The organism is Streptomyces lusitanus (assembly GCF_042647945.1).
Lineage (GTDB): Bacteria > Actinomycetota > Actinomycetes > Streptomycetales > Streptomycetaceae > Streptomyces > Streptomyces pseudogriseolus.
In genome coordinates this window covers 336456-362133 of record NZ_JBHRWL010000009.1, presented here as the reverse complement: position 1 = coordinate 362133, position 25678 = coordinate 336456, and the positions used below count along the sequence as shown (strand labels likewise).

The window sequence follows — 25678 nt, the reverse complement described above, 5'->3', positions numbered from 1 at the left end:
CCTCCCGGATCGATTCTGGTCTGAACGCGCGCGTGCCGCCGTCGAGGGGCGGTGCGCGCCTGCCCGGCGAGTGTAGGGAGCCGGACGGCCGCAGGGCCACGGATTTTCCGCAGCAGGTCACAGGGAAGTCGTCTCACATATCGAAACGGCTTTCCTGAGAAGTGAGACCTTCTGCGAATGTGGAGTGATCGTCCCCGTGGAAAGACCGTGAAATGCCCGCACCAATCACCAGTCCGGCCGCCGGCCCGGACACCCGTCCGGCCCCGGCTCCCGTCAACTCGCGGTCGCGCGTCCTCATCGCCAGCCTCATCGGCACGACGATCGAGTTCTACGACTTCTACATCTACGCGACCGCCGCCGTACTGGTCTTCCCCTCGCTCTTCTTCCCGAGCAGCGACCCCACCACGGCGCTGCTCTCGTCCTTCGCGGTGTTCGGCGCCGCGATGGTCGCCCGCCCGATCGGCGCGGTGGTCTTCGGCCACCTCGGCGACCGGCTCGGCCGCAAGGGAACGCTCGTGGCGTCCCTGCTCACCATGGGCGTCGCCACGTTCCTCATCGGCGTGCTGCCCACCTACGCGCAGGCCGGCTGGGTCGCGACCGCGCTGCTGGTGCTGATGCGGCTGGCGCAGGGCTTCGCGCTCGGCGGCGAGTGGAGCGGCGCGGCGCTGGTCGCCACCGAGAACGCGCCGAAGGGCAAACGCGCCCTGTACGGCACGTTCCCGCAGCTGGGCGCCCCGCTGGGCTTCATCATCGGCAACGGCTTGTTCCTGATCATCGGCGCGCTGCTGCCGTCCGCGGCCGGCGCCGACCCGTCCCAGCCGTCGGAGGCGTTCCTCAACTGGGGCTGGCGCATCCCGTTCCTGTTCTCCGCGGTGATGGTCGCGATCGGTCTGTGGGTGCGGATGCGCCTGGTCGAGGCGCCGGTGTTCGCCAGGACGCGGGAGGCGGGCCTGGTGCGGAAGCTGCCGCTGGCCACGGTCTTCCGCAGCCACGGGAAGCAGCTGGTCCTCGGCACGTTCTTCATGCTGGCGACGTACGTGCTGTTCTACCTGATGACCACGTTCTCGCTGAGCTACGGCCGCACGGCGAAGGACGCCGCCGTTCCCGGACTGGGCTACGAGTACACGACGTTCGTGCTGATGATGATTTTCGGGGTGCTGTTCTTCGCGGCGTTCACCCTGATCTCCGGCCCGCTCGCGGACCGCTACGGCCGGCGCGCCACGCTCATCGCCGTCACGGCCGGAATCCTGGTCTTCGGCCTGGTCTGGGTGCCGCTGATCGGCCTGGGCACGGTCGGCGTGGTGCTGTGGCTGGTGTTCGGCTTCACGCTGATGGGCATGACGTTCGGCCCGATGGGCGCGCTGCTGCCGGAACTGTTCCCGACGAGCGTGCGCTACACGGGCTCCGGCATCTCCTACAACGTCAGCTCGATCCTCGGCGCGGCCGTGGCCCCGTTCATCGCGGTGGCCCTGTGGGAGGCCGGTGACGGCTCACCCTGGCTGGTCGGCGTCTACCTCTCCTCGATGGCCCTGCTGACGCTGGTGGCGCTGGTGCTCGGGCGGGAGACGAAGGACGTGGGGCTGGAGGAGGGCGAGTCCGCGGAGACGCCGGCGGCGGAGAAGGTTGCGGGCGGCGCGGCGTCCTGAGGCTTCTTCGACCGGGCGGCTCACCCCGTTGTCAGTCCCCCTCCCTAGAGTGAAGCCATCATCTGGACGGACCAGATCCATCCCGGCGTTCACGCTGTGGGTGGACACGTCCGCCTGCGGAAATGGGCGTCGGGGAGGGTCCCCCGACGGCCGACGGGGAAAGGGATGGACGCGATGAGCGCCACGGTGAAGGACCGGCTGAAGAAGCACTTCGTGAACCACGTCGCTCTCGTCATCGACAAGTCCGGTTCGATGCAGGGCCACTCGGAGCAACTCGTGCGCGTCGTCGACGAGTTCGTGAAGGGGCTCGCGGAGGAGTCGGACCGGCTCGGGCACGAGACCCGGATCAGCCTCTACGCCTTCGACCACCTCGTCGAGAACCTGGTGTGGGACATGGACGTGAAGCATCTGCCGTCCATGCGGGGGCTGTACACCGTGGAGAACGGCGCGACGGCGCTGATCCAGGCGTCGGTGAAGGCGCTCGACGACCTCGGTCACATCTGGGAGGAGTACGGCGAGCACAGCTTCCTCCAGGTCGTCGTCACCGACGGCGAGGAGAACGCCTCCGGCGCCGACACGACGGGTTCGCGGCACGACCTCATGCCGGACGGGCGTGCCGTGCTCGACGAGTGGCGGAGCCGGATCGCCGACAAGATGAACACCCTGCCGGACCACTGGACGTCGGCCATCATGGTGCCGAACTCCTTGGCCAAGCGGACGGCCCAGCAGTACGGCTTCCCGACGGGCAACATCTCGATCTGGGACGCCGACTCCGACCAGGGCGTCGAGGAGGCGATCGGCGCCGTCAAGACGGCCGCCACCCGGTTCCTGCGCGACCGCGAGCACGGCGTGCGCGGTACCCGGAACCTCTTCGCGATGGGCCAGGACCTGAGCGCGGCGGACGTGACGTCCAGCCTCCAGGCCCTGAACGCCGGCAAGTACGTGCTCATCCCGGTCGACCAGCCCACGTCGATCCGCGACTTCGTCACCAGCGCCGGGCATCCGTACAAGACCGGCTGCGCCTTCTACGAGCTGTCCAAGCGCGAGAAGGTGCAGGCCAACAAGCAGATAGCCGTGGCGGAGAAGGACCCGGCCACCGGCCGCACGACCGGCAAGGTGTTCACCGGTCCCGCCGCCCGACAGCTCCTGGGCCTGCCGGCGACGGAGGTCACGGTGGCGCCGGGGAGCAACGACGCCTACACGGTGTTCGTCCAGTCGACGTCGGTCAACCGGAAGCTCGTCCCGGGGACCAGGCTGCTCGTCCTGCTCTAGCCTCGACCAGCGGTCACAACCTCCGGAGGTTCTCCCTTGCCCTCGCTCCATGACGTCGCCACCTGGCAGCCCCTGCTGCGCCTCTTGCACGCCGCGCACGCGGACACACTCTCCGCGCCCGGCGGGCACGTGGCGGGGCAGATCGGTACCGGCGGGTGGAGCGTTCCGCTCCCGTACCGGCCGCCGCAGCCCGGGCGTGCCGCGCTGATCTCGGACAACCAGGAGGAGTTCGACGCCATCGGCCTGATCGTCGAGGCGCTCAAGGAGGAGGGGAGCGACGGCATCTCCTTCGTCGTCGAGGCCGCCTCCGCGCCCGGTCGTGTCCGGCTGCATCTGATCGAACCGAGCCCCTCCGTCGAGCCGGGTGTCGCGACCGCGCACCCCGGCACGCTCCTCCTCGCGGACGGGGCGCTGCCCGAGCCGGTGCGCCGCCTGCCCGAGCCGGTGCCGGGCGCCGCGCCGGCCGCGTCCGCGGACGTGGACCTGCTGCGGCGCAGCCTGCGTGAACGGCTCCCGGGCGCGGTGGGCGCCTCCGAGGAGGAGCTCGCGGCGGCCGAGGCACGCCTCGGGGTGACGCTGCCGCCCGAGCTGAGGGCGCTGTACGAGGTCGTCCGGGGCCGGCACGAGGACTGGGACGACTTCCGGCAGCCGTACGACATCATCGGCTGCGATCTGTTCCCGCTCAGCGAGGTGTACATAGCGGACGCGGCGTCCCGGAACGTGCTGTGGCAGTTCGGCGCCATGGACGCGGTCGAGACGGGTCCCGAGCACGCCGTGCAGCAGCTCGTCGGCTCGCCGGGCTGGATCGTCTTCGGTGACAACGGCGGCGGCGACCGTATCGCCGTCGACCTCACACCGGGCCCGGACGGGCACGTCGGACAGGTGATCATCATCGGTCACGAAGGGAACATCGGTGCCGGGCTGGTCGCCGACTCCCTCACCGACATGGTCGTGCACCGCCACTTCGACGGCCGGCCGGTCCGGAGGGTCGAACGGCCCCCGCTGGTCGCCTACGTCAACCGCGCCTCCCTGCCCAGCATCGAGGTCGCCGCCCATCCTGGCCTGGAAGTCCTCAGCATCGGGGTGTGGGACAAGGAACCCGTCAGCCTCGCCCCCGTCTTCGACCTGCCGCGCCTGCGGACCTTGAGTGCGTATTCGGGTACGCTCGCCGACCCGTGCGAGATCGCCCGGCTCACGCACCTCGAGTACCTGGAACTCCCGCCCGCGGAGTGGCGCGTCCTGCTCGACGCGGGGGCCGTGCCCACGGGGCTTCTGGCGGCAGGCATCGACGCCCACCGGCAGCGGGACAACCCGCTGCACATCATCGCCCTCGCCAACGAGATCCTCGCCCTCTACGGCCGGCCGCCGATCACGGGGATCACGGTGTTGGAGGGTGCGGCCTCTTGAGGGGGCTCATCGGTGAGGCAGCCTGAAACCTACGCGAGGAGCTTTTCCGGCGATGGGATTGGTGCTCTTCCCGGGTGACGGCGACGTGACGAGTCCGGACGTCTCCTGGTCCTACGGCGACTTCAGCATGTTCAGGAAGTGGCTGGCCCAAGCCGACGGTTTCACACTCGCCGAGATGGACGGCTTCGGCGGGGACCGCCCGTGGTCCAGCGTCTCCACCACGCTGGCGCCACTGCTCAACCACCCGGACGACGAAGGAGAGCTCACGCCCGCCCAATGCGCGGCGATATTGCCGAGGTTGGAGGAGATCCTGAGCCAACATGAGACCGACCCCTGTGACCCACTCCTTCGACGGCGCGTCGAAGACGTGGGCAAGTTGGTCATCGTGCTGCGGGTCTGCGTGAGCAAGGACGTCGAGCTCTTCTTCGGCTAGTAGGTTGGCGCTCGCTGGTCCCCCCGTGTGCAACGGACCGGAGCCGGCACGGCCTCCGCGTCCGTCCGCACGGACGGGGATTTCGGAACGCCGGAGGGCGGGCGGCCTCGCGGGAGAGGATGGTCGTCATGACGGTAGAAGGTCCCTCCATCGACCCCACCAGGCCCAGCATCGCCCGCGTCTACGACTATCTGCTGGGCGGCAAGGACAACTACGCCGTGGACCGGGAGGTCGGCGACGTGTTCTTCCGGGACCTTCCTGGGTCGGTGGCCATCGCCTTCGCCAACCGCGCGGCACTGACGCGGGCCATCGCGCAGATCGTGACGACCACCGGCATACGGCAGTTCATCGACCTGGGCAGTGGTCTGCCGACCGCCGACAACGTCCACCAGGTCGCGCAGCGGCACGCCCCGGAGTCCCGGGTCGTGTACGTCGACAACGACCCCCAGGTGCTGGTCCACGGCTGTGCGCTGCTGGAGCAGAACGACCGCACCCGGGTCGTCCGGGCCGATGTACGCGACCCCGAGAGCGTCCGTACCCACCCGGACACCCTGGAGCTCATCGACTTCGACCGCCCCGTCGCCGTCGTCTTCAGCGCGATCCTTCACCACGTCAACGACGAGGAGGACCCGGCCGGGATCGTCCGTCACTGGCGTGACCACGTGCCCTCCGGGAGCCACTTCTTCGTCAGCCACTTCCGGTCCGGCGACAACCCGGAGACCGCGGAGGCCGAACGGGTCCTCCAGCAGACCTTCGGCCGCGGCCGGTGGCGCACCGACGAGGAGATCGCCGCCCTGCTGGACGGCCTGGAGATTCTCGACCCCGGGATCGTCCCCGCGCCCCGGTGGCGTCCCGACCCGGTCGGCGCCACCCCGTGGGGCACCGGAGGCGAGGAACGGGAGCTGAGCGTCTGGGAGCGTCTCATCGTCGCCGGGCTGGCCCGGAAGGCGTAGCGGCCCGCAGCGAAGCCTGGGATCGCTGTCAGTCATGACAACGCGACGAGGGCCCCGACCATCCGGTCGAGGCCCTCGAAGGAGCGAGTGTCCGAGGGGGGACTTGAACCCCCACGCCCGATAAAGGGCACTAGCACCTCAAGCTAGCGCGTCTGCCATTCCGCCACCCGGACAAGGTGTCTGTCGCGTGCGGGGTGATCCCCCCGCGGCGACATGGACAACCATACCAAGGTTTCGGAGTGCCTTTCACCTGCGTTTTCCGTGCCTCCGCACGGTGTGGGTACGGGGTGCACGGCGTGTGTCCGGGCGGTCACGCGGTCAGGGCGCGAGCTGGTGGTCCGGGAAGTTCCCCGGCAGCCTCTCCCCCGCCGGGCCCCGGGTGACCGCGCGGACGAGGAGGTCGCCGCCGACGAAGGCGCCGCGCCAGGACGCGCCGGAGCCGCCGAACAGCTCGTCCCGGTCCCCGCGCGAGCGCGGCACGCCGTGGCCGATCTTGAAGGCGCGGATGTGCGGGGCGAGCCGGTCGAAGGTGGCGCGTTCGTCCGTGGAGAGGGTGGCCACCAGGGCGCCGTTGGACGCGTTCATGGCGGCCAGCAGTTCCGCCTCCGTGTCGACCAGGACGATCGTGTCGACCGGGCCGAACGGTTCCGCGTGGTGCAGCGGGGAGGAGCGGGGCGGGTTGAGCAGCGTGACCGGCTGGACGTACGCCGACGTGTCCTGGCCGGGCAGGAAGCGGGCGTCGGCCGGGGTGCCGCGGTGCAGCGGGACGGCGCCCCGGTCGATCGCCTCGGCGACCTGGTCGTGCAGTTCCTTCGCCTTGGCCGCGTTGATCACGGGGCCGAAGTCGAGCGCCGGGTACGGGTCGTCCGGGTGGTCGACGGCGAGGGGGTGGCCGGTCCGCAGGGTGCGGACCGCGGGGAGGTAGGCGGCGAGGAACGCGTCGAACAGGCCGCGCTGGACGACGAAGCGCGGGTAGGCCGTGCAGCGCTGCTTGCCGTAGTCGAAGAGCTTCGGGATCGTCGCGCTCAGGGTGTCCCAGTCGGAGAAGTTCCACACGCCCCAGGCGTTCAGGCCCTCCTGTTCGAGGATGTGCCGTTTGCCCAGGTCGGCCACGGCGGTGGCGACCGCGGCGCCGGTGTCGCGGCCCCCGACGAAGGAGACGCAGCCGATCTCCGGCGCCCGCACCAGCGCCTCGGACAGCTCGCCCCCGCCGCCGCTGACGAGGGTCACCGGGATGCCCTCGCGGGCGGCGAGCGCCGTGGCCAGGGTGAGGCAGGCGACGCCGCCGTCGGTCGGGGTCTTGGCGACGACCGCGTTGCCGGCCAGCGCCTGCACCAGCAGGGCGTGGACCAGCACGCTCATCGGGTAGTTCCAGCTGGCGATGTTGGAGACGGGCCCGTCGAGCGGGGCGCGGCCGTCGAGCATGGTGTCGATGCCGTCGACGTACCAGCGCACGCCGTGGACCGCCCGGTCGACGTCGGCGCGGGCGAGCCGCCAGGGCTTGCCGATCTCCCAGACGAGCAGGAGGGCGAGCAGGTCGCGGTGCTCGGCGAGGGCGTCGAGGGTGGCGGCGACGCGGGCCCGGCGTTCCGGCAGCGGGATGTGGCGCCAGGCGCGGTGCTGGTCCAGGGCGGCGCGTACGGCCTGGCGGGCGGTGGCCCGGTCCAGGCGCGGCGGGCCCGCGACGGGGGTGCCGTCGACGGGGCTGACGGCGGGCAGGGCGCGGCCGTCGGTCTGCCAGGCGGCGTTCCAGAGGTTGAGGACGCGGTCGTCGCGGAAGGCCTCCGGGGCGACGGTCAGGCAGCGCTGCCAGGCGTCGTCCCAGGCGGTGCCGGACTTGAGGGTGAGGGTGGGTGGCATACGGTTCCTCCGCTCTCGGTGCACGGTCGAGAGGTCGAGGTGCTCAGGAAGGGGTCAGGCGTCGAGCACGGCCAGGACCTGCCGGGCCGTCTCCGTGGGGGTGCGGCCGACCCGCACGCCGGCCGCCTCCAGGGCCTGCTGCTTGGCGCGGGCCGTGCCCGAGGAGCCGGAGACGATCGCGCCGGCGTGGCCCATGGTGCGGCCCTCGGGGGCGGTGAAGCCGGCGATGTAGCCGACGACGGGCTTGGTGACGTGGTCGCGGATGTAGGCGGCCGCGCGTTCCTCCGCGTCGCCGCCGATCTCGCCGATGAGGACGATCAGGTCGGTGTCGGGGTCGTCCTGGAAGGCGGCCAGGCAGTCGATGTGGGTGGTGCCGACGACGGGGTCGCCGCCGATGCCGACGCAGGTGGAGAAGCCGATGTCGCGCAGCTCGTACATCAGCTGGTAGGTGAGGGTGCCGGACTTGGAGACCAGGCCGATCCGGCCGGGTTTGGTGATGTCGGCGGGGATGATGCCCGCGTTGGACTGGCCGGGGCTGATCAGGCCGGGGCAGTTGGGGCCGATGACGCGGGTGCCGCGGCGGCGGGCGTGGTCGAGGAAGGCAACGGAGTCGTGGACGGGGACGCCCTCGGTGATGACGACGGCGAGGCCGATGCCGGCGTCGGCGGCCTCGGTCACCGCGGCCTTGGTGAAGGCGGGCGGTACGAAGACGACGGTGACGTCGGCGCCCGTCGCGTCGATGCCCTCGGCGACGGAGCCGAAGACGGGGACCGGCCGGCCTGCGAAGTCGACGGTGCGGCCCGCCTTGCGCGGGTTGACGCCGCCGACGACGTTGGTGCCGGCGGCGAGCATCCGCCGGGTGTGCTTCATGCCCTCGCCGCCGGTCATGCCCTGGACGAGGATCTTGCTCTCCTTGGTGAGGTGGATCGCCATGTCGTCCGGTCTCCTCAGGGTGTGGTGGCGAGGTGGGCGGCCCGGCTCGCGGCGCCGTCCATGGTGGTGACCTGTTCGACGAGCGGGTGGGCGCGCTCGTCGAGCAGGGCCCGTCCGCGCTCGGCGTTGTTGCCGTCGAGGCGCACGACGAGCGGCTTGGTGAGCCGTACGGTGTCGAGGGCGCGGACGATGCCGTCGGCGACGGCGTCGCAGGCGGTGATGCCGCCGAAGACGTTGACGAAGACGGACGTCACCGACGGGTCGGAGAGGACGACGGAGAGGCCGTCGGCCATGACCTGGGCGGAGGCGCCGCCGCCGATGTCGAGGAAGTTGGCGGGGCGGGCGCCGCAGCCGGCGACCACGTCGAGGGTGGACATGACGAGTCCGGCGCCGTTGCCGATGACGCCGACCTCGCCGTCGAGCTTGACGTAGTTGAGGCCCTTGGCGGCCGCCGCCGCTTCCAGCGGGTCGTGGCCGGCGTCCGCCTCGTCGCCCCGACGGGACTGGCGGAAACGGGCGTTGTCGTCCAGGGTGACCTTGCCGTCGAGCGCCATGATCTGTCCGTCGCGGGTGCTCACCAGCGGGTTGACCTCGACGAGGAGGGCGTCCTCGCGGACCAGGACGTCCCAGAGGCGGACCAGGACGTCGACGGTGCGGGCGGGCAGGCCCGCCGCGTCGGCGATGCGGGCGGCGACCGCGGGGGTGACGCCCTCGGCCGGGTCGACGGGGACGCGTGCGACGGCCTCGGGGCGGGTCGCGGCGACCTCCTCGATGTCCATGCCCCCTTCGGCGGAGGCGATGGCGAGGAAGCGTCCCGCGGCACGGTCGAGGACGTAGGAGACGTAGAACTCGGACTCGATGTCGACGGGTTGGGCCAGCATCACGGTGCCGACCGTGTGGCCCTTGATGTCCATGCCGAGGATCTGGCGTGCGGTGAGTTCGGCGGCGGCCGGGTCGGCGGCGAGCTTGACGCCGCCCGCCTTGCCGCGTCCGCCGGTCTTGACCTGGGCCTTGACGACGACGCGGCCGCCGAGGCGGCGGGCGATCTCGCGGGCCTGCTTGGGCGAGCCGGTGACCTCGGCCCGCGGGACCACGATGCCGTGGTCTGCGAAGAGTTCCCTTGCCTGGTGTTCGTACAGGTCCATCTCGGCTCCTGTCTGTGACGTCGCCGGAAGGTCCGGGGAGGGGCCCTCTGGGCCGGGGCCGGCGACGGAAAAGTCCCGCGCACCCCCTGGACACCACCCATCGGATGCGGGATAACAAGCTTCATACAGTATTCGTCGACTGTATGCAATGTACCGCGAGAGTGTTCCCCGCCCCCTAGGAAAGGGACAAGGACTTCGCCATGCCCGACGACACCCAGGACGTCATCTCCGGCGGTCATCTCGTCGCCAAGGCCCTCAAGGCCGAGGGCGTCGACCGCATCTACACGCTGTGCGGCGGCCACATCATCGACATCTACGACGGCTGCGTCGACGAGGGCATCGAGGTCGTCGACGTACGGCACGAGCAGGTCGCCGCCCACGCCGCCGACGGCTACGCGCGCATCACCGGCAAGCCCGGCTGCGCCGTGGTCACGGCCGGACCGGGCACCACCGACGCCGTGACCGGGGTCGCCAACGCCTTCCGCGCGGAGTCGCCCATGCTGCTGATCGGCGGCCAAGGGGCCCTGACCCAGCACAAGATGGGGTCGCTGCAGGACCTCCCGCACGTCGACATGATGAACCCTGTCACCAAGTTCGCGGCGACCGTGCCGGACACGGCGCGCGCGGCGGACATGGTGTCGATGGCCTTCCGCGAGTGCTACCACGGCGCCCCAGGGCCCTCCTTCCTGGAGATCCCGCGCGACGTGCTGGACGCCAAGGTGCCCGTGGACAAGGCGCGGGTGCCGAAGGCGGGCGCCTACCGCGCCTCGACCCGCTCGCCCGGCGACCCGGAGGCGGTCGAGCGGCTGGCCGACCTGCTGGTGCACGCCGAGAAGCCGGCCATCCTGCTCGGCAGCCAGGTGTGGACGACCCGCGGCACCGAGGCGGCCGTCGAGCTGGTGCGCACGCTCAACGTGCCCGCGTACATGAACGGCGCGGGGCGCGGCACGCTGCCGCCCGGGGACCCGCACCACTTCCAGCTGTCCCGCCGGTACGCCTTCTCGAACGCCGACGTCATCGTGATCGTCGGCACGCCCTTCGACTTCCGGATGGGCTACGGCAAGCGGCTCTCCCCCGCCGCGACGGTCGTGCAGATCGACCTCGACTACCGCACGGTCGGCAAGAACCGCGACATCGACCTCGGCATCGTCGGGGACGCGGGGCTGGTGCTGAAGGCGGTCACCGAGGCGGCCTCCGGGCGGGTCAACGGCGGGGCGTCCAAGCGGAAGGAGTGGCTGGACGAGCTGCGCGCGGCCGAACAGACCGCCCTGGAGAAGCGGTTGCCGCAACTGCGCTCGGACGCCTCCCCCATCCACCCGTACCGGCTGGTGAGCGAGATCAACGACTTCCTCACCGAGGACTCGATCTACATCGGCGACGGCGGCGACATCGTCACCTTCTCCGGGCAGGTCGTGCAGCCCAAGTCGCCCGGCCACTGGATGGACCCGGGGCCGCTCGGGACGCTCGGCGTCGGTGTGCCGTTCGTGCTCGCCGCGAAGCAGGCGCGGCCGGACAAGGAGGTCGTCGCGCTGTTCGGCGACGGCGCGTTCTCCCTCACCGGCTGGGACTTCGAGACGCTGGTCCGCTACGACCTGCCGTTCGTCGGCATCGTCGGCAACAACTCCTCGATGAACCAGATCCGTTACGGCCAGGCCGCCAAGTACGGCAAGGACCGGGAGCGGGTCGGCAACACCCTCGGGGACGTCCGCTACGACGAGTTCGCGCGGATGCTGGGCGGCCACGGCGAGGAGGTCCGCGACCCCGCCGACATCGGCCCCGCGCTGCGCCGCGCCCGGGAGTCGGGCAAGCCGTCGCTGATCAACGTCTGGGTGGACCCGGACGCGTACGCCCCCGGAACGATGAACCAGACCATGTACAAGTGAGGTGCACGCCCATGACCGCGAAGGCACTCGAGGGCATCCGCGTCCTGGACATGACCCACGTCCAGTCGGGCCCCTCCGCGACCCAGCTGCTGGCCTGGCTCGGCGCGGACGTCGTCAAGCTGGAGGCGCCCACCGGTGACATCACGCGCAGGCAGCTGCGCGACCTGCCGGACGTCGACTCCCTCTACTTCACGATGCTCAACTGCAACAAGCGGAGCATCACCCTGAACACCAAGACCGAGCGCGGCAAGGAGATCCTCACCGAGCTGATCCGGCGCTCGGACGTGATGGTCGAGAACTTCGGACCCGGCGCCATCGACCGGATGGGGTTCACCTGGGACCGCATCAAGGAGATCAACCCGCGGATCGTCTACGCCTCCATCAAGGGCTTCGGCGAGGGCCCGTACACCAACTTCAAGGCGTACGAGGTCGTCGCGCAGGCGATGGGCGGGTCGATGTCGACCACCGGCTTCGAGGACGGGCCGCCGCTCGCGACGGGCGCCCAGATCGGCGACTCGGGCACGGGCGTGCACGCGGTGGCCGGCATTCTCGCCGCCCTGTACCAGCGGGAGCACACCGGGCGCGGGCAGCGGGTGAACGTGGCGATGCAGCACGCGGTGCTGAACCTGTGCCGGGTGAAGCTGCGCGACCAGCAGCGCCTGGCGCACGGCCCGCTGGCCGAGTACCCGAACGAGGACTTCGGCGACGAGGTCCCCCGCTCCGGCAACGCGTCCGGCGGCGGGCAGCCCGGCTGGGCCGTCAAGTGCGCGCCGGGCGGCCCGAACGACTACGTGTACGTGATCGTGCAGCCCGTGGGCTGGAAGCCGGTCGCCGAGCTGATCGGCCGGCCGGAGCTGGCCGACGACCCCGAGTGGGCGACGCCGGAGGCGCGGCTGCCGAAGCTGAACAAGATGTTCCAGCTGATCGAGGAGTGGTCCTCGACGCTGCCCAAGTGGGAGGTGCTGGAGAAGCTCAACGCGCACAACATCCCGTGCGGGCCGATCCTGTCCACCAAGGAGATCATCGAGGACGACTCGCTGGTCGCCAACGAGATGGTGGTGACCGTCCCGCACCCGGAGCGCGGCGAGTTCGTCACCGTCGGCAGCCCGCTGAAGCTGTCCGACTCCCCCGTCGAGGTGGTCGCCTCCCCGCTGCTCGGCGAGCACAACGAAGAGGTGTACGTCGGCGAACTGGGGCTCGGTGACGAGGAGTTGCGCCTGCTCAAGTCGAACGGGGTGATCTGACGTGATGGCGGAGGACCGGACGGCGAAGGTGCGGGCGCTGCTGGACGCGGTGCGCGCCGAGGGGCGGACGGCGCTCACCGCGCCCGAGGGCAAGGTGATCGCCGACGCCTACGGGATCGCCGTGCCCGGTGAGGAGCTGGCGCGGGACGTCGACGAGGCGGTGGCGTGCGCGGCGCGGCTGGGCGGGCCCGTGGTGATGAAGATCGTGTCGCCGGACATCCTGCACAAGACCGACGCCGGCGGTGTGGTCGTCGGCGTGGAGGGCGCGGCGGACGTGCGGGCCGCGTTCCGCCGGATCGTCGAGAACGCGCGGGCGTACGCGCCGGACGCCCGGATCGAGGGCGTGCAGGTGCAGGAGCTGCTGCCGCAGGGGCAGGAGGTCATCGTCGGCGCGGTCACCGACCCGACGTTCGGGAAGGTGGTGGCGTTCGGGCTCGGCGGGGTGCTCGTCGAGGTGCTGAAGGACGTCACGTTCCGGCTGGCGCCGGTGGACGCCGGCGAGGCGCTGTCGATGCTGGACTCGATCCGGTCGGCGGAGATCCTCACCGGGGTGCGCGGCCGGGCCGGCGTGGACCGCTGGGCGGTGGCCGAGCAGATCCGGCGGGTGTCCGAACTGGTCACGGACTTCCCGGAGATCGCCGAGGTGGACCTCAACCCGGTGATCGCGACACCGGGGGGCGCGGTCGCCGCGGACATCCGGGTGATCCTCTCCACGGAGGAGCCGAGGGAGCGCCGCCGGTACTCCCGGGAGGAGATCCTCACCTCCATGCGCCGTCTGATGCAGCCGCGCTCGGTGGCGGTGATCGGGGCGTCCAACGAGTCCGGGAAGATCGGCAACTCGGTGATGCGCAACCTCGTCGACGGCGGTTTCGCCGGGGAGATCCACCCGGTGAACCCCAAGGCCGACGACATCCTCGGCCGCAAGGCGTACAAGAGCGTCACCGACGTTCCCGGCGAGGTGGACGTGGCGGTCTTCGCGATCCCCGCCCGGTTCGTGGCCTCGGCGCTGGAGGAGGTGGGGCGCAAGCGGATCCCCAACGCCGTCCTCATCCCCTCCGGGTTCGCGGAGACCGGCGAGCACGAGCTCCAGGAGGAGATCGTGGCGATCGCCGAGCGGCACGGCATCCGGCTGCTCGGGCCGAACATCTACGGCTACTACTCCACCTGGCAGGACCTGTGCGCCACGTTCTGCACGCCGTACGACGTCAAGGGCGGGGTGGCGCTGACCAGTCAGTCGGGCGGCATCGGGATGGCGATCCTGGGCTTCGCGCGGACCACGAAGACCGGTGTGTCGGCGATCGTGGGGCTGGGCAACAAGTCGGACCTGGACGAGGACGACCTGCTGACCTGGTTCGGGGAGGACCCGCACACCGAGTGCATCGCGATGCACCTGGAGGACCTCAAGGACGGGCGCGCGTTCGTCGAGGCCGCGCGGGCGACCGTGCCGAAGAAGCCGGTCGTGGTGCTGAAGGCGGGGCGTACGGCGGCGGGCGCGAAGGCCGCGGGCTCGCACACCGGGGCGCTCGCGGGCGACGACGCGGTGTACGACGACATCCTGCGGCAGGCCGGCGTGATCCGGGCGCCGGGTCTGAACGACATGCTGGAGTACGCGCGGGCGCTGCCCGTGCTGCCCGCCCCGCAGGGCGACAACGTCGTGATCATCACCGGGGCGGGCGGCAGCGGGGTGCTGCTGTCGGACGCGGTGACGGACAACGGGCTGTCGCTGATGGAGATCCCGCCCGATCTGGACGCCGCCTTCCGGGAGTTCATCCCGCCGTTCGGGGCGGCCGGCAACCCGGTGGACATCACCGGGGGCGAGCCGCCGTCGACGTACGAGGCGACGATCCGGCTGGGGCTCGAGGATCCGCGCATCCACGCGCTGGTGCTGGGCTACTGGCACACCATCGTCACCCCGCCGATGGTGTTCGCGGAACTCACCGCGCGCGTGGTCGCGGAGTTCCGCGAGCGGGGGATCTCCAAGCCCGTGGTGGCGTCGCTCGCCGGGGACGTGGAGGTCGAGGAGGCCTGCCAGTACCTCTTCGAGCACGGTGTCGTGGCCTACCCGTACACGACCGAGAGGCCGGTGGCGGTCCTCGGCGCCAAGTACCGCTGGGCGCGGGCCGCCGGGCTGATGGGGGGCGCCTCATGAGCTGACGGGGCCGGGGGGCGGCCGGCGGGTGTGCGCCGGCCGGCCCCGGGACCCGGGCGCGCACGAAAGGCACGGGACAGGGGGCGCTGGCCAGTTCTTTCGACGCAAGGGGTGCAATTTCCATGACAACCACGGATGTCACACGGGTCGTCCCCTACCGGGAGGTGACCGACAGGAACGGGCGGGTCTACCGGGTCGGTGAGACCGACATCGACATCATGGGCCGCAAACGCAAGTGGATGGTGATCCTGCCCTGGGTCGGCATGATGGGCATCTCCTCCGCCGAGTACGCGTTCGCGTCCGCGGAGGACACGCTGCACGAGGCCCACCACTGGTCCAGCGGCAGCATCTACTGGATGATGACCGCCTGGGTGTTCTGCCAGGCCGCGGTGGCCTTCCCGGCGGGGCGGCTGCGGGAGAACGGCAAGCTGCCGGCGCGGTGGGCGATGATGCTCGGCTCGGCCGGCACGCTGCTCGGCTATCTCTCCCTGGCGTACGCGCCGCACGTCGCCCTGGCCTTCATCGGGTTCGGCGTGTTCAGCGGCATGGGCGCCGGCATGGTGTACGCGACCTGCGTCAACATGGTCGGCAAGTGGTACCCGGAGCGCAAGGGCGGCAAGACCGGCTTCGTCAACGGCGGCTTCGCGTACGGGTCGGTGCCGTTCGTCTTCATCTTCCACGGCTACATGGACGGCTCCAACTTCCGCTGGGTGCTGGTCGCCTCCGGGGTGTTCCTGGCCGGGGTGGTGGCCGTCGCCGGCTTCTACTTCCGGGACCCGCCGAAGAACTGGTGGCCGGACTCGGTGGACCCGCTGAACCCGCCGGACGACCCGCGCGCCCGGCGTTCGCTCGAGAAGAACCCGCCCGCCGTGAAGCAGTACTCCCCGCTGGAGGCGTGGCGGACCGGCCGGGTGGCGCTGATGTGGTTCTGTCTCGCCTGCACCTCGGGCGTGAACATCTTCGGCATCGCCTTCCAGGTCGACATCGGTGAGGAGGCGGGCTTCGCGGCCGGCATCGTGGCCACCGCCATGTCGCTGAAGGCGATCGTCAACGGCACCGGGCGGGGCGTGATCGGCTGGCTCTCCGACCTGTACGGCCGCAAGAAGTGCCTGCTGTACGTGTGCGTGATCCTGGGCCTGGCCCAGTTCGGCATCATCTGGTCGGCGGAGATCAAGAACCTGCCGCTGTTCCTGCTCTTCTCCGCCGTCTCCGGCTTCGGCGGCGGAGCCATCTTCCCGATGTTCGCGGCGCTGACGGCGGACTACTTCGGGGAGAACAACAACGCCACCAACTACGGGATGGTGTACAGCTCCAAGCTGGTCTCGGGGCTCGGCGCGGGCATGGGGTCCGTGGTCGTGGCCGCGTGGGGCTACAACGGCGCCTTCGGTCTGGCCGGCGGCATCTCGCTGTTCGCCGGGGTCGTCGCGCTGTTCCTGACCCCGCCGGGGCGCCCGAAGACCAAGAAGGTGACGCCCAACCCGCGTCCGCTCGGCGAGGGCTGACGGCGCGACGCTCGCCCGCACCGCACGGACCGGGCGGCCCCCTCCCTCGCCGGGAGGGGGCCGCCCGGTCCGTCGTCACGCGGTCAGCGGCGGCGCCTGCGCAGGGCCGCCATGTTGTCGTAGCTGATCTTGGCCTCGCGCAGCGACTGCGCGGGGTCGGTGGCGCTCGGGGAGTTGTCGTCCTCCACCATCGGGTTGCGGTAGGTGCTCAGCCCGACGCGGGAGAAGAACGTCGTGTAGTCGATGTCGCCGGTGCCGAAGGGCACCATGTCCCAGCCCATGCCGTTGGCGGTGTCGACGACGCCGTCCTTGGCGTGGAACAGCGGGTAGCGCTTGTTGTACCGGGTGACCAGGCCCGCCGGGTCGAACACGTTCTCGCGGGTGGAGCCGTCGGGCGCGGTGTAGGTGTGGAACTTGTACTGGGCGACGTGCGCCCAGAAGATGTCCATCTCCAGCCAGACCAGCTTCGGGTCGGTGACCTTCAGGAAGTACTCCAGCTTCCGGATGCCGGAGCTGCGGGTCGGCCGGCCCTGGTCGTCCAGCGGGCCCCGGTCCAGCAGGAAGCCGTACGCGCTGTCGTGGTTGTGGGTGTAGAGCTTGATGCCCGCGCAGCGGGCGATCTCGCCGAGCTCGTTCCACTTGTCGGCGGCGACGTCCCAGTCGGCCCGGTAGGAGCTGCCGGTGGGGTCGCCGCCGGTGCCCATGTGGTCCATGCCGAGGATGTTGGCGATCTCCAGGTGCTTCTTGAAGGTGTCCTTGTCGGCGGCGGTCAGCGGCCAGGACGACGGGATGAAACCGTGGTTGCCCTGGGCGCGCAGCCCGTACTCGTCGAGCCAGCGGCGCAGCAGCCTCGCGCCCTCCACCGTCTCGAGGTTGTCGCCGCCGGGCGCGTTCGCGTGCTGGCGGTAGCCGGCGAACTCGACCTGACGGTAGCCGTGCCGGGCGAGCTGCTTGAACACCTCGCGGAAGCCCGAGGGCAGGTCACTGGCCAGCGGGTCGCGGGCGGTGGCGTCCCGCACGGTGTAGAGGATGATGCCGCGCTTGTGCGGCGGGACGAGCACCTGGCCACGGCCGTGGTCGTGCCCGTGGTCGTGGCCGTGGTCTCTGCCGTGGGCCAGGGCCGGGGCGGCGCCGAACACGGGGGCGGCGACGGCGCCGGCCGCCACGGCGGTGCAGGTGCTCAGGAAGCGGCGCCGGCCGACGCCGAGACTGCGGCGCAGCGCCTCGTCCGGGGTGTCGGTGAGAGCGGCGGCGTCGGTGCCGGAGGGGCGGGAGGGGTCGGAGTACGGGGTCACGGGTGCCTGCCTTCTCGGTCGTGGGCGGTCCCGGCGGCTGCGGGACCGGCCGTTGTCAGTGCCGTGTGTTTCACTCTCGGTGGTCGGGTTCGGCGGCCGTGCGTGGTGTGTCAGCCGAGTCCGGCGAGCCGGAGCAGGAGTTGCTTGACGTCGGTGGCCGCGACGCGGTCTCCGACAGCGCGGGGGGTGGAGCAGATGAGGAGCGGACCGTCGTCGTCGCTCGCGGGGAGGCGGCCGTGGCTGCCGCGAATAGGTGAGGCGTCGAGGGGCACGACCGCCATGCGGTAGCGCATGCCGAGCTTCTTGCGGGCCAGCGCGCCGGCCGCCTTGACCTTGACGTAGGGGTCGTGGGGGTCCATGAACAGCTCGACCGGGTCGTAGCCGGGTTTGCGGTGGATCTCGACGAGCTGCGCGAAGTCGGGCGCGCGGTCGTCGTCGAGCCAGTAGTAGTACGTGAACCAGGCGTCGGGTTCGGCGACGGCGACCAGCTCGCCGGCGCGAGGGTGGTCGAGGTGGTGGGCCTTCTTGCCCTCGTCGTCGAGGAGCTGCTCGATGCCGGGCACTGAGTCGAGGGCCTCCCGGGTGGCGTCGAGGTCCTCCGGGCGGCGCACGTAGACGTGGGCGATCTGGTGGTCGGCGACCGCGAAGGCGCGGGAGGCCATCGGGTCGAGGTACTCCATGCCGTCCTGGGTGTGCACCTCGAGCAGGCCGGCGCGGCGCAGGGCGCGGTTGATGTCCACGGGCCGGCTGACGCGGGTGATGCCGTACTCGGAGAGGGCGACGACGGTGCGTCCCTCGGCGCGGGCGTCGTCCAGCAGCGGGGCGAGGGCCGTGTCGAGGTCGGCGGCGGCCTTCAGGGAGCGCGGGTCGTCGGGGCCGTAGCGCTGGAGGTCGTAGTCGAGGTGAGGGAGGTAGCACAAGGTCAGGTCGGGGTGGCGGGTGCTCATGATGTGCCGGGTGGCGTCGATGATCCACTGGCTGGAGACCAGGTCGGCGCCGGGGCCCCAGAAGTGGAACAGGGGGAACGTGCCGAACTTCTCGGTGAGTTCGTCGTGCAGGGCGGGCGGCCGGGTGTAGCAGTCGGGTTCCTTGCGGCCGTCGGCGTAGTAGACGGGGCGGGGGGTGACGGTGATGTCGGTGTCCGCTCCCATGGCGTACCACCAGCAGATGTTGGCGACGGTGTAGCCGGGGTGGGCGCGGCGGGCGGCGTCCCAGAGCTTGTCGCCGGAGACGAGGCCGTTGTGCTGCCGCCACAGCAGGACGTCGCCGAGTTCCCGGAAGTACCAGCCGTTGCCGACGATGCCGTGCTCGGAGGGCATGGCGCCGGTGAGGAAGGTGGACTGGGCGGCGCAGGTCACGGCGGGCAGCACGGTGCCGAGCGGGGCGCGGGACCCGGACTGCCCGAGGGTCTTGAGGTGGGGCATGTGGTCGAGCAGACGGGGGGTGAGGCCCACGACGTCGAGGACGAGCAGCGGGGTGGGGTCGGTCATGGGAGTTCCTTCAGGCCGAGGTCCGTCAGCAGGTCGCGGGCCAGGGTGAGTTCGGCGGCGATGCCGTCGGCGAGCTGGGCGCGGCCGCGGGGGCGCAGCTCGGGCGGGAGCGCCTGCCAGGTGTAGGTCTCCACCTCGAGGTGGCGGGTGAGGGGGTGCGGCCCCCCGACGAGCCGGGTCAGCACGGAGGTGAGGACGGGGAGCGTGGAGGTGAGGGGCGCGGCGGGGGCCGCGTGCAGCGGGACGTGGAAGTGGGAGCGCCAGGGGCCCGCGTCGGGCAGGGCGTCGCCGGCCAGGGCCTCGTCGAGGTCGTCGGTGCCGCGCAGCCCGGCGGCTGTGGAGGTGCGGGTCTGGTGCAGGAAGCGGGGTTCGGCGAAGGCGGCGAGGGCTTCGCGGACTTCGGGGAGGTGCGGCTGTGCGGCGTGCAGGGCGGCGGACAGCTGCGACTTGACGACGGGGACGCCGGCCCGGGCGAGGTCGTCCAGGGCGGTGTCGGGGTCTTCGAAGGAGGTGGCGAGGTGGCAGGTGTCGACGCAGATGCCGACGCGGTCGTGGCCGACCGCGGTGAGCGGGGCGATGGCGTCCCGGGTGGTCTCGACGACGCAGCCCGGTTCGGGTTCGAGGGCGACGCGGATGGAGCGGCCGGTGAGGTCCTCGAGTGCGTCGAGGCGTTCGGCGAGGGTGCGCAGCGCCGTGCGGGCGGTCTCCGCGCGCGTGTCGTCGTAGGCGGTGCGCCAGGCCAGCGGCAGGGTGGAGATGCTGCCCTCGGTGACGTCGTCGGGGAGCAGTCCGGTGAGCACGCGGGCGAGGGCGGCGGTGTGTTCCAGGCGTTCGGGGTCGGCCCAGTCCGGCTTGTAGACGCGGTACTTGACCTCCTCGGCGCCGAAGCCCTCGTAGGGGAAGCCGTTGAGGGTGACGACCTCGAGGCCGCGCCGTTCGAGTTCGCAGCGCAGGCCGCGCAGGGCGGCGGGGTCGGTGTGCAGGGCGCGGGCGGCGTCCTTGGCCAGCCACAGGCCGATGCCGAGCCGGTCCCGGCCGAGGCGCCGGCGGACGGGTTCGCAGTGGTCGCGCAGCTGGGCGAGGACGCCGTCGAGGGTTTCGGCGGGGTGGACGTTGGTGCAATAGGCGAGGTGGACGGTGGAGCCGTCGGGGTGGCGGAAGCGCATGGCTCACGCCCCCGCGGCGTCGGCGGTGTCCGGTGCCGGTGCGTCTCTGGGCTGCCCGCGCAGGATGGAGTTGCCCTCGTGGGTGGCCCCGGGAGCGGCCACGTCGAGGTCGAGGCGTCCGCTGAGGCCGTAGAAGGCGACGGGGTTGCGCCACAGCACGCGGTCGACGTCGTCCTCGGTGAAGCCCTCGGCGAGCATCAGGTCGGCGACCTTACGGGTCTTCAGCGGGTCGCTCCTCCCCCAGTCGGCGGCGGAGTTCACCAGCACCTGCTCGGGGCCGTAGGCGCGCAGGATGGCGACCATCCGTTCCTCGTCCATCTTGGTGTCGGGATAGACGGAGAAGCCGAGCCAGGCGCCGCTGTCCTTGGCCTCCTTGACGGTGGTCTCGTTGAGGTGGTCGACCAGCACCCGCTCCACCGGCAGCGCGGACTCGCGGACCACGTCGAGGGTGCGGCGCAGTCCGGCGAGCTTGTCGCGGTGCGGGGTGTGCACCAGCGCGGGCAGCCCGTGGTCGGCGGCCATCTGGAGCTGGGCGGCGAGCGCGGTGTCCTCGGCGGGGGTCATGGAGTCGTAGCCGATCTCGCCGACGGCGACGACGTTGTCCTTCATGAGATAGCGGGGCAGCTCGTCGAGGACGGGGGCGCAGCGCGGGTCGCCCGCCTCCTTGGGGTTGAGGGCGAGGGTGCAGTGGTGGGCGATGCCGTACTGGGCGGCGCGGAAGGGTTCCCAGCCGAGGAGGGAGTCGAAGTAGTCGTAGAAGGAGGCCGGGGAGGTGCGGGGCTGGCCGAGCCAGAAGGAGGGTTCGACGACGGCGCGGACGCCCGCGGCGTACATGGCCTCGTAGTCGTCGGTGGTGCGCGACGTCATGTGGATGTGGGGGTCGAAGATGCGCATCAGGACTCCTTGCCGTGGGGGGCGTCCGGGCCGTCCGCGGCGGGCGCGGCTTCGGTCAGGGCCAGGACGCGGTGCAGGTCCTCCGGGACGGTGCGGCCGGCGGCGGTGCGTTCGGCGGCGTAGTCGCCGAGCATGCGGGCGAGTTCGGCGTCGCCGCGGGCGCGCCCGGCGAGGTCCGCGACCAGGGCGACGGGGACGCCGGTGAACAGGCATTTCAGTACGGCGTGCCGCCAGGCGTGGGCGTCGAGGTGGCGGGCGCCGTAGGGGCCGAGGGCGGCGGCGACCAGCCGGGTGTCGTTGGTGCGCAGGGCGTCCTCGACGAGCGGGAGCGCCTCGGGCCCGGGCACCAGGTGGGGCAGGGCGTGCAGGACGGCGCGGCGTTCGTCGGCGGTGCCCTGCCGGTAGACGCGGGTCAGGGCCTCGGCGTCGGCGGTGGCCGCGTGCAGGATGAGGACGCGGGCGGCGTCGGCGTGTTCGGGTCCGCAGCGGCGGCCCGCCTCGGCGAGGCGCAGCTCCCACACCGAGATGGGCCCGTGGGCGCCGGGGTGGGCGGTGGCCTCGTCCAGGGCCTGGTCGAGCCAGGCGCGGGCGGCGCCGTCGAGCCGGGCGGTGAGGTGGTGGCGCAGGTCGGCGGGCGGGGTGACGGCGGGGGTGGTGCCGTCGCCGGGGGCGGGCGGTCTGCCGGTGGTGCCGGCGTCCGGTCCTGCCGGTGCCGCGTGCGGGCGGGTCATGGGGTGCTGCTCCCTTCGGGGGTGGCGGAGGGATCGCCGGGGGCGGGGACGGGGGGCGTGCCGGGGGTGCGCTCGGCCGCGAGCCGGGCGGCGCGGCGCAGGTACGGCAGCGAGTGGGCGGCGAAGCGGGGGCCGGCGTGGGAGTGGCGGGGCAGTTCGACGACGGTCAGGCCCCGGTATCCGGTGGCGGCGAGCGCCGCGAGGACGGGCGGGAAGTCGATCTCCCCGTCGCCGAACGGCAGATGCTCGTGGACGCCGCGGCGCATGTCCTCGATCTGCACGTGGCGCAGCCAGGGGGCGGCCTCGCGGACGCAGTCGGCGGGTGCGAGGGGTTCCAGGCACTGGCAGTGGCCGATGTCCAGGGTGAGGCCGAGCGGCTCGGGGTCGCCGAGGGCGCGGCGCAGGTGGTGGAAGTCGGCGAGGGTGGCGAGGAGGTGACCGGGTTCGGGTTCGACGGCGAGCGGGACGCCGGCTTCGGAGGCGGCGTCCAGGACCGGTTCGAAGGCGTCGGTGAGGCGTTTCCAGGCGGTGTCCTCGTCGGTGGCGTCGGGGACGGTGCCGCTGAAGCAGTGCACGGCGTGCGCCCCGAGGTCGGCCGCGACCCGCACGGCCCGCACCAGCAGACCGACGCGGCGCGCCCGGTCGTCGGGGTCGGGGTCGAGCAGGGACGGGCCGTGCTTGCGCCGGGGGTCCAGCACGTAGCGGGCGCCGGTCTCCACGGTGACGCCGAGCCCCAGCTCGTCCAGGCGGCGCGCGACGTGCCGGGTGCGGGCCGCGAGGTCGGGGGCGAGCGGGTCGAGGTGCATGTGGTCGAGGGTCAGGCCCACGCCGTCGTAGCCGAGGTCGGCGAGCAGGCCGAGGGCGTCGTCGAGGCGGAGGTCGGTGAGGCCGTTGGTGCCGTAGCCGAAGCGCAGGGGCAGCGCGGGGGGCTCGTGCGCGGTCATGTGATGCTCACCTTCCTCAGGGCGCGCCGGCGGGCGAACAGCCGTCCCGCCGGGGCCAGCGCCGCGATCAGCAGGGACGTGGCGGTGGCCCCGGACCGGGCGGCGAGCGCCGCCTGGAGCGGGACGGTGGCGCGGATGCCGCCGCCGACGGCGCGCTGGGTGAGCGGGGGTGAGGGGTTGAGGGCCGCGTGGAAGTAGGGCCGGGCGGCCGTGGCGGCGTAGGCGGCGGCCAGGGCGGCGGTGACGGCGCCGCCGGGAGTGGTCCGGGGGCCGCCGGCCGGGGTGGAACCCGGCAGGCCGGGGGCGGCTGCTGCCCGCCGGCCTGCCGGGAGTCGGACGCGGCGGTGCGTGACCAGCCGGGTCAGTACGCCGGTCGCCGCGAGGGCGGCGAGCGGGGCCGCCGCCGAGCCGCCGGTGGTCTCGCGCCGGGAGACGGCGGTGACGGCGAGGGTGTGGCAGCCGAGGAGGGCGGCGGAGGGCACCGCGGCCCGGGTGGAACCGGCGGCCGCCGCGCCCATCAGCAGGTCGAGTCCCCGGGCGGCGGCCATGGCGGCCGGGCCCGCGGGCGTGTGCTTCAGCGCCAGGTCGTACGCCCAGACCGTCGCCGCCAGCGGGGCGGCCACCGCGAGGGCGGGGCGGCCGGCGCGGGCGGCGAGCAGCAGTCCGGCGCCGGTGAGTCCGCAGGCGGCGGTGAGCGCGGCGGCGGGGCGGATCCGACCGGACGGAAGGGGGCGGTGGGGACGCTCCTCGGCGTCCTCGGCGCGGTCGGCCCAGTCGTTCAGCACCATGCCGGCCGCGTACAGGCACAGGGAGGAGCCGATGGGGAGCAGAGTGCGCGCGCCGGGCCGCCCGCCGGCCGCCGCGAGGCCGGCGAGGGTGTCGCCGGGGACGGTGAACAGGGCGGGCAGGCGCACAAGTTCCGCCCAGGCGGCGGCGCGGTCCGGGGCGCCGGGGGGCGGGGTGCCCTCGGCGGCCGGGGGCGCGGGCGCGGGTGTGGTGTTCCGGTCCGCGGGGGTGAGGGGCGGGGACGCGGTGGCGGTCATCGGCGTGCCCCGCTGTCCCCCGCGTCGTCGCGCAGGCGTGCGGCGAAGCGTTTCAGCTCCGCGTACTGCTCCCCCAGGGAGGCCGGGCCGTCACCGACCGGGTCCTTGAAGTAGAAGCCGAGTTCGCCCAGCGGGCCGGTGAGGCCCTTCTGCCCGGCGCGGAGCAGCAGCCGGGCCAGGTCGAGGACGAGCGGCGCGGCGAGGGCGGAGTCGCAGCCCTGCCAGATGGTCTGGAGGATCATCCGGGAGCCGAGGAAGCCGTCGAAGGCGATGTGGTCCCAGGCCGTCTTCCAGTCGCCCATCGCGGGCACGTCGTCGATGTGCACCTCGCCCTCAGGCGCCGCGCCGAGGGTGTCGGCGAGGACGCGTTCCTTGCCGGCGTTCTTCGCGGCGGCCGCGGCGGGGTCGGCGAGGGCGGCGCCGTCGCCGCCGCCGAGGAGGTTGGTGCCGGACCAGGCGCGCACGGCGAGGGCGCGCTGCTGGAACATCGGGCCCAGCACGGACCGCAACAGGGTCTGCCCGGTCTTGCCGTCCCGGCCCGCGTAGGGCACGCCGGCGGAGTCGGCCAGCCCTGCCAGCGCGGGGTGGTGCAGTCCGGTGGACGGGGTGAAGTTGACGTAGCCGCAGCCGGCGCGGAGGGCGGCGGCCGCGTAGAGGGAGCTGGGCGGCAGGGCGCCGTCCGAGGGGGCGGGTTCGGTGGAGGCGACGTTGACGACGACGGTGCCGGCCAGCCGATGGCGGTCGGTGAAGTCGCGGATGTCGGCGGCGAAGACGTCGATCCAGTCGTCGTCGGTGCGGGCGGGGCCGGTGTCCGTGTCGCCGGGGGTGGGCCCGCCGGGCCTGATCTCCCGGTCGGCGGCGACGAGTTCGGCGTGCACGGCGGCGGGGAGGCCGTGCGGGAGGACGCCGCCCTCGGCGAGGTGCTCGGCGCGTTTGGGCAGCGGGCAGTCGAGGGTGTCGTGCCCGCCGAAGACGAGCGAGGCCAGCGGGGGCAGACCGCTCGCGGCGAAGTCGGGGGTCTCGGTGACCATGCCGGCCGGCGGGTGCAGCCCGGCGGCGACGGCCGCGCATCCCGCGACGGCGGTCGTGGCGACGGACCCGCGGGCCCCGATCAGCCAGACGCCGTAGCGCGGAGCGGAGGAGGACGGGGTGGTGGGGGTGGGGAGGGACGACGGTTCGGCGGACATGGGCAGCCTCCTTGTCGAACGCGAACCGGACGGACGGCGCGCCGGCCCGGCGGTCGGCCGCACCGCCGGCCTCTCGACCGACGGCGCGCCCGACCCCGGACGGGGTGGTGAGTCCGGTCCCCGGGCTGAAGGGGGTTCCTCCGGTCCGGGGACCGCACGGGGCGGTGTGTGTCCGGCCCGGAGGCCGAACGGGGTGATGCGTGCCCGGCCCGGGGTGGGAGGGGGTACCTCCGGCCCGAGGGCCGAGCGGGGTGGTGCGTGTTCCGCCCCCGGGAGCGGGAGGGGGTACCTCCGGCCCGGAAGCCGAACGGGGTTCCCCGGCCCGGAGGCCGGACGAGCTTGCCCCGCCCGAGGGCGGGACGGGATCCGCCTGGCCTGGTGGGCCGGACGAGGTGGTACGTGTTCCACCCCGGGGGCCGGAGGGGGTACCTCCGGCCCCGGAGGCCGAACCGACCGGATCCCTGCGGCCCAAAGGCCGGACCGGGCTCCCGGCCCAGGAGC

General features: G+C 72.5%; 20 protein-coding genes and 1 tRNA gene. 9 read left to right on the top strand and 12 right to left on the bottom strand.

Annotated features, from left to right (window positions below; translation table 11 throughout):
• The first annotated feature begins 212 nt into the window (after nucleotides 1-212).
• From ACFOSY_RS17265 to ACFOSY_RS17245, 5 genes are all read left to right on the top strand, one after another.
• The gene (locus tag ACFOSY_RS17265; protein WP_394307697.1) at nucleotides 213-1646 is read left to right on the top strand and encodes an MFS transporter; all 1434 of its coding nucleotides are present in this window, start codon (nucleotides 213-215) and stop codon (nucleotides 1644-1646) included.
• Between the two features lie 165 nt (nucleotides 1647-1811).
• On the top strand, nucleotides 1812-2918 hold the full coding sequence (locus ACFOSY_RS17260) for a VWA domain-containing protein (RefSeq protein WP_394307696.1): 1107 nt from the start codon (nucleotides 1812-1814) through the stop codon (nucleotides 2916-2918).
• A 36-nt stretch (nucleotides 2919-2954) separates the two neighbouring features.
• Complete coding sequence (locus ACFOSY_RS17255; RefSeq protein WP_394307695.1) at nucleotides 2955-4325, top strand: SMI1/KNR4 family protein; 1371 nt, start codon at nucleotides 2955-2957, stop codon at nucleotides 4323-4325.
• Nucleotides 4326-4377: 52 nt separating this feature from the next.
• Nucleotides 4378-4758, top strand: a complete 381-nt coding sequence (locus ACFOSY_RS17250; RefSeq protein WP_394307694.1) for a hypothetical protein — start codon at nucleotides 4378-4380, stop codon at nucleotides 4756-4758.
• A 119-nt stretch (nucleotides 4759-4877) separates the two neighbouring features.
• Complete coding sequence (locus tag ACFOSY_RS17245; RefSeq protein ID WP_394307693.1) at nucleotides 4878-5711, top strand: SAM-dependent methyltransferase; 834 nt, start codon at nucleotides 4878-4880, stop codon at nucleotides 5709-5711.
• An 88-nt stretch (nucleotides 5712-5799) separates the two neighbouring features.
• Here ACFOSY_RS17245 and ACFOSY_RS17240 read toward each other — a convergent pair.
• The 4 genes from ACFOSY_RS17240 to sucC all read right to left on the bottom strand — a co-directional run bounded on the left by ACFOSY_RS17240 (nucleotide 5800) and on the right by sucC (nucleotide 9649).
• A tRNA-Leu gene (locus tag ACFOSY_RS17240) sits at nucleotides 5800-5884 on the bottom strand.
• A gap of 145 nt (nucleotides 5885-6029) precedes the next feature.
• Nucleotides 6030-7571 (bottom strand): aldehyde dehydrogenase family protein, encoded by a 1542-nt coding sequence (locus ACFOSY_RS17235; protein ID WP_394307692.1) that lies wholly within the window; start codon nucleotides 7569-7571, stop codon nucleotides 6030-6032.
• 54 nt (nucleotides 7572-7625) lie between these two features.
• A complete protein-coding gene (sucD, locus tag ACFOSY_RS17230) occupies nucleotides 7626-8504 on the bottom strand; it encodes a succinate--CoA ligase subunit alpha (RefSeq protein WP_394307691.1) in 879 nt (292 codons plus the stop codon).
• A gap of 14 nt (nucleotides 8505-8518) precedes the next feature.
• Nucleotides 8519-9649, bottom strand: coding sequence for an ADP-forming succinate--CoA ligase subunit beta (gene sucC, locus ACFOSY_RS17225; RefSeq protein ID WP_394307690.1), 1131 nt, complete (start codon nucleotides 9647-9649; stop codon nucleotides 8519-8521).
• A gap of 200 nt (nucleotides 9650-9849) precedes the next feature.
• Between sucC and ACFOSY_RS17220 the strand changes: the two genes are divergently transcribed.
• The 4 genes from ACFOSY_RS17220 to ACFOSY_RS17205 all read left to right on the top strand — a co-directional run bounded on the left by ACFOSY_RS17220 (nucleotide 9850) and on the right by ACFOSY_RS17205 (nucleotide 16427).
• Nucleotides 9850-11532 carry a thiamine pyrophosphate-binding protein gene (locus ACFOSY_RS17220; protein WP_394307689.1) on the top strand — a complete coding sequence of 561 codons (1683 nt, stop codon included), beginning with the start codon at nucleotides 9850-9852 and terminating at the stop codon, nucleotides 11530-11532.
• An 11-nt stretch (nucleotides 11533-11543) separates the two neighbouring features.
• Nucleotides 11544-12776 (top strand): formyl-CoA transferase, encoded by a 1233-nt coding sequence (frc, locus tag ACFOSY_RS17215; RefSeq protein ID WP_394307688.1) that lies wholly within the window; start codon nucleotides 11544-11546, stop codon nucleotides 12774-12776.
• Between the two features lie 4 nt (nucleotides 12777-12780).
• Complete coding sequence (locus ACFOSY_RS17210) at nucleotides 12781-14925, top strand: acetate--CoA ligase family protein (protein ID WP_394307687.1); 2145 nt, start codon at nucleotides 12781-12783, stop codon at nucleotides 14923-14925.
• Between the two features lie 122 nt (nucleotides 14926-15047).
• Nucleotides 15048-16427 (top strand): OFA family MFS transporter, encoded by a 1380-nt coding sequence (locus tag ACFOSY_RS17205; protein ID WP_394307686.1) that lies wholly within the window; start codon nucleotides 15048-15050, stop codon nucleotides 16425-16427.
• A gap of 83 nt (nucleotides 16428-16510) precedes the next feature.
• On the opposite strand, the gene ACFOSY_RS17200 is transcribed toward ACFOSY_RS17205, so the two are convergent.
• The 8 genes from ACFOSY_RS17200 to ACFOSY_RS17165 all read right to left on the bottom strand — a co-directional run bounded on the left by ACFOSY_RS17200 (nucleotide 16511) and on the right by ACFOSY_RS17165 (nucleotide 25177).
• The gene (locus ACFOSY_RS17200; RefSeq protein WP_394307685.1) at nucleotides 16511-17722 is read right to left on the bottom strand and encodes a sugar phosphate isomerase/epimerase family protein; all 1212 of its coding nucleotides are present in this window, start codon (nucleotides 17720-17722) and stop codon (nucleotides 16511-16513) included.
• Nucleotides 17723-17832: 110 nt separating this feature from the next.
• Nucleotides 17833-19212 carry a nucleotide pyrophosphatase/phosphodiesterase family protein gene (locus ACFOSY_RS17195; RefSeq protein WP_394307684.1) on the bottom strand — a complete coding sequence of 460 codons (1380 nt, stop codon included), beginning with the start codon at nucleotides 19210-19212 and terminating at the stop codon, nucleotides 17833-17835.
• The gene (eboE, locus tag ACFOSY_RS17190; RefSeq protein ID WP_394307683.1) at nucleotides 19209-20378 is read right to left on the bottom strand and encodes a metabolite traffic protein EboE; all 1170 of its coding nucleotides are present in this window, start codon (nucleotides 20376-20378) and stop codon (nucleotides 19209-19211) included. Before eboE ends, ACFOSY_RS17195 begins: the two co-directional genes overlap by 4 nt.
• A gap of 3 nt (nucleotides 20379-20381) precedes the next feature.
• Complete coding sequence (locus ACFOSY_RS17185) at nucleotides 20382-21272, bottom strand: TatD family hydrolase (protein WP_394307682.1); 891 nt, start codon at nucleotides 21270-21272, stop codon at nucleotides 20382-20384.
• Nucleotides 21272-22003, bottom strand: a complete 732-nt coding sequence (locus ACFOSY_RS17180; protein WP_394307681.1) for an EboA domain-containing protein — start codon at nucleotides 22001-22003, stop codon at nucleotides 21272-21274. The genes ACFOSY_RS17185 and ACFOSY_RS17180 overlap by 1 nt, the downstream gene beginning before the upstream one ends.
• Nucleotides 22000-22947, bottom strand: coding sequence for a sugar phosphate isomerase/epimerase family protein (locus ACFOSY_RS17175; protein ID WP_394307680.1), 948 nt, complete (start codon nucleotides 22945-22947; stop codon nucleotides 22000-22002). Before ACFOSY_RS17175 ends, ACFOSY_RS17180 begins: the two co-directional genes overlap by 4 nt.
• Nucleotides 22944-23990, bottom strand: coding sequence for an SCO3242 family prenyltransferase (locus tag ACFOSY_RS17170; protein WP_394307679.1), 1047 nt, complete (start codon nucleotides 23988-23990; stop codon nucleotides 22944-22946). The genes ACFOSY_RS17175 and ACFOSY_RS17170 overlap by 4 nt, the downstream gene beginning before the upstream one ends.
• Nucleotides 23987-25177, bottom strand: coding sequence for an inositol-3-phosphate synthase (locus ACFOSY_RS17165; protein ID WP_394307678.1), 1191 nt, complete (start codon nucleotides 25175-25177; stop codon nucleotides 23987-23989). The genes ACFOSY_RS17170 and ACFOSY_RS17165 overlap by 4 nt, the downstream gene beginning before the upstream one ends.
• Nucleotides 25178-25678 lie beyond the last annotated feature (501 nt).

Bases quoted from the DNA above. Each gene is read 5' to 3' on its own strand.
- ACFOSY_RS17250 (WP_394307694.1), top strand. From the start codon at position 4,378: ATGGGATTGGTGCTCTTCCCGGGTGACGGCGACGTGACGAGTCCGGAC.
- ACFOSY_RS17195 (WP_394307684.1), bottom strand. From the start codon at position 19,212: ATGACCGACCCCACCCCGCTGCTCGTCCTCGACGTCGTGGGCCTCACC.
- ACFOSY_RS17170 (WP_394307679.1), bottom strand. From the start codon at position 23,990: ATGACCGCCACCGCGTCCCCGCCCCTCACCCCCGCGGACCGGAACACC.
- ACFOSY_RS17220 (WP_394307689.1), top strand. From the start codon at position 9,850: ATGCCCGACGACACCCAGGACGTCATCTCCGGCGGTCATCTCGTCGCC.
- ACFOSY_RS17210 (WP_394307687.1), top strand. From the start codon at position 12,781: ATGGCGGAGGACCGGACGGCGAAGGTGCGGGCGCTGCTGGACGCGGTG.
- sucC (WP_394307690.1), bottom strand. From the start codon at position 9,649: ATGGACCTGTACGAACACCAGGCAAGGGAACTCTTCGCAGACCACGGC.
- ACFOSY_RS17180 (WP_394307681.1), bottom strand. From the start codon at position 22,003: ATGACCCGCCCGCACGCGGCACCGGCAGGACCGGACGCCGGCACCACC.
- ACFOSY_RS17175 (WP_394307680.1), bottom strand. From the start codon at position 22,947: ATGACCGCGCACGAGCCCCCCGCGCTGCCCCTGCGCTTCGGCTACGGC.
- ACFOSY_RS17185 (WP_394307682.1), bottom strand. From the start codon at position 21,272: ATGCGCATCTTCGACCCCCACATCCACATGACGTCGCGCACCACCGAC.
- ACFOSY_RS17260 (WP_394307696.1), top strand. From the start codon at position 1,812: ATGGACGCGATGAGCGCCACGGTGAAGGACCGGCTGAAGAAGCACTTC.
- sucD (WP_394307691.1), bottom strand. From the start codon at position 8,504: ATGGCGATCCACCTCACCAAGGAGAGCAAGATCCTCGTCCAGGGCATG.
- ACFOSY_RS17205 (WP_394307686.1), top strand. From the start codon at position 15,048: ATGACAACCACGGATGTCACACGGGTCGTCCCCTACCGGGAGGTGACC.
- frc (WP_394307688.1), top strand. From the start codon at position 11,544: ATGACCGCGAAGGCACTCGAGGGCATCCGCGTCCTGGACATGACCCAC.
- ACFOSY_RS17245 (WP_394307693.1), top strand. From the start codon at position 4,878: ATGGTCGTCATGACGGTAGAAGGTCCCTCCATCGACCCCACCAGGCCC.
- ACFOSY_RS17165 (WP_394307678.1), bottom strand. From the start codon at position 25,177: ATGTCCGCCGAACCGTCGTCCCTCCCCACCCCCACCACCCCGTCCTCC.
- ACFOSY_RS17235 (WP_394307692.1), bottom strand. From the start codon at position 7,571: ATGCCACCCACCCTCACCCTCAAGTCCGGCACCGCCTGGGACGACGCC.
- eboE (WP_394307683.1), bottom strand. From the start codon at position 20,378: ATGCGCTTCCGCCACCCCGACGGCTCCACCGTCCACCTCGCCTATTGC.
- ACFOSY_RS17265 (WP_394307697.1), top strand. From the start codon at position 213: ATGCCCGCACCAATCACCAGTCCGGCCGCCGGCCCGGACACCCGTCCG.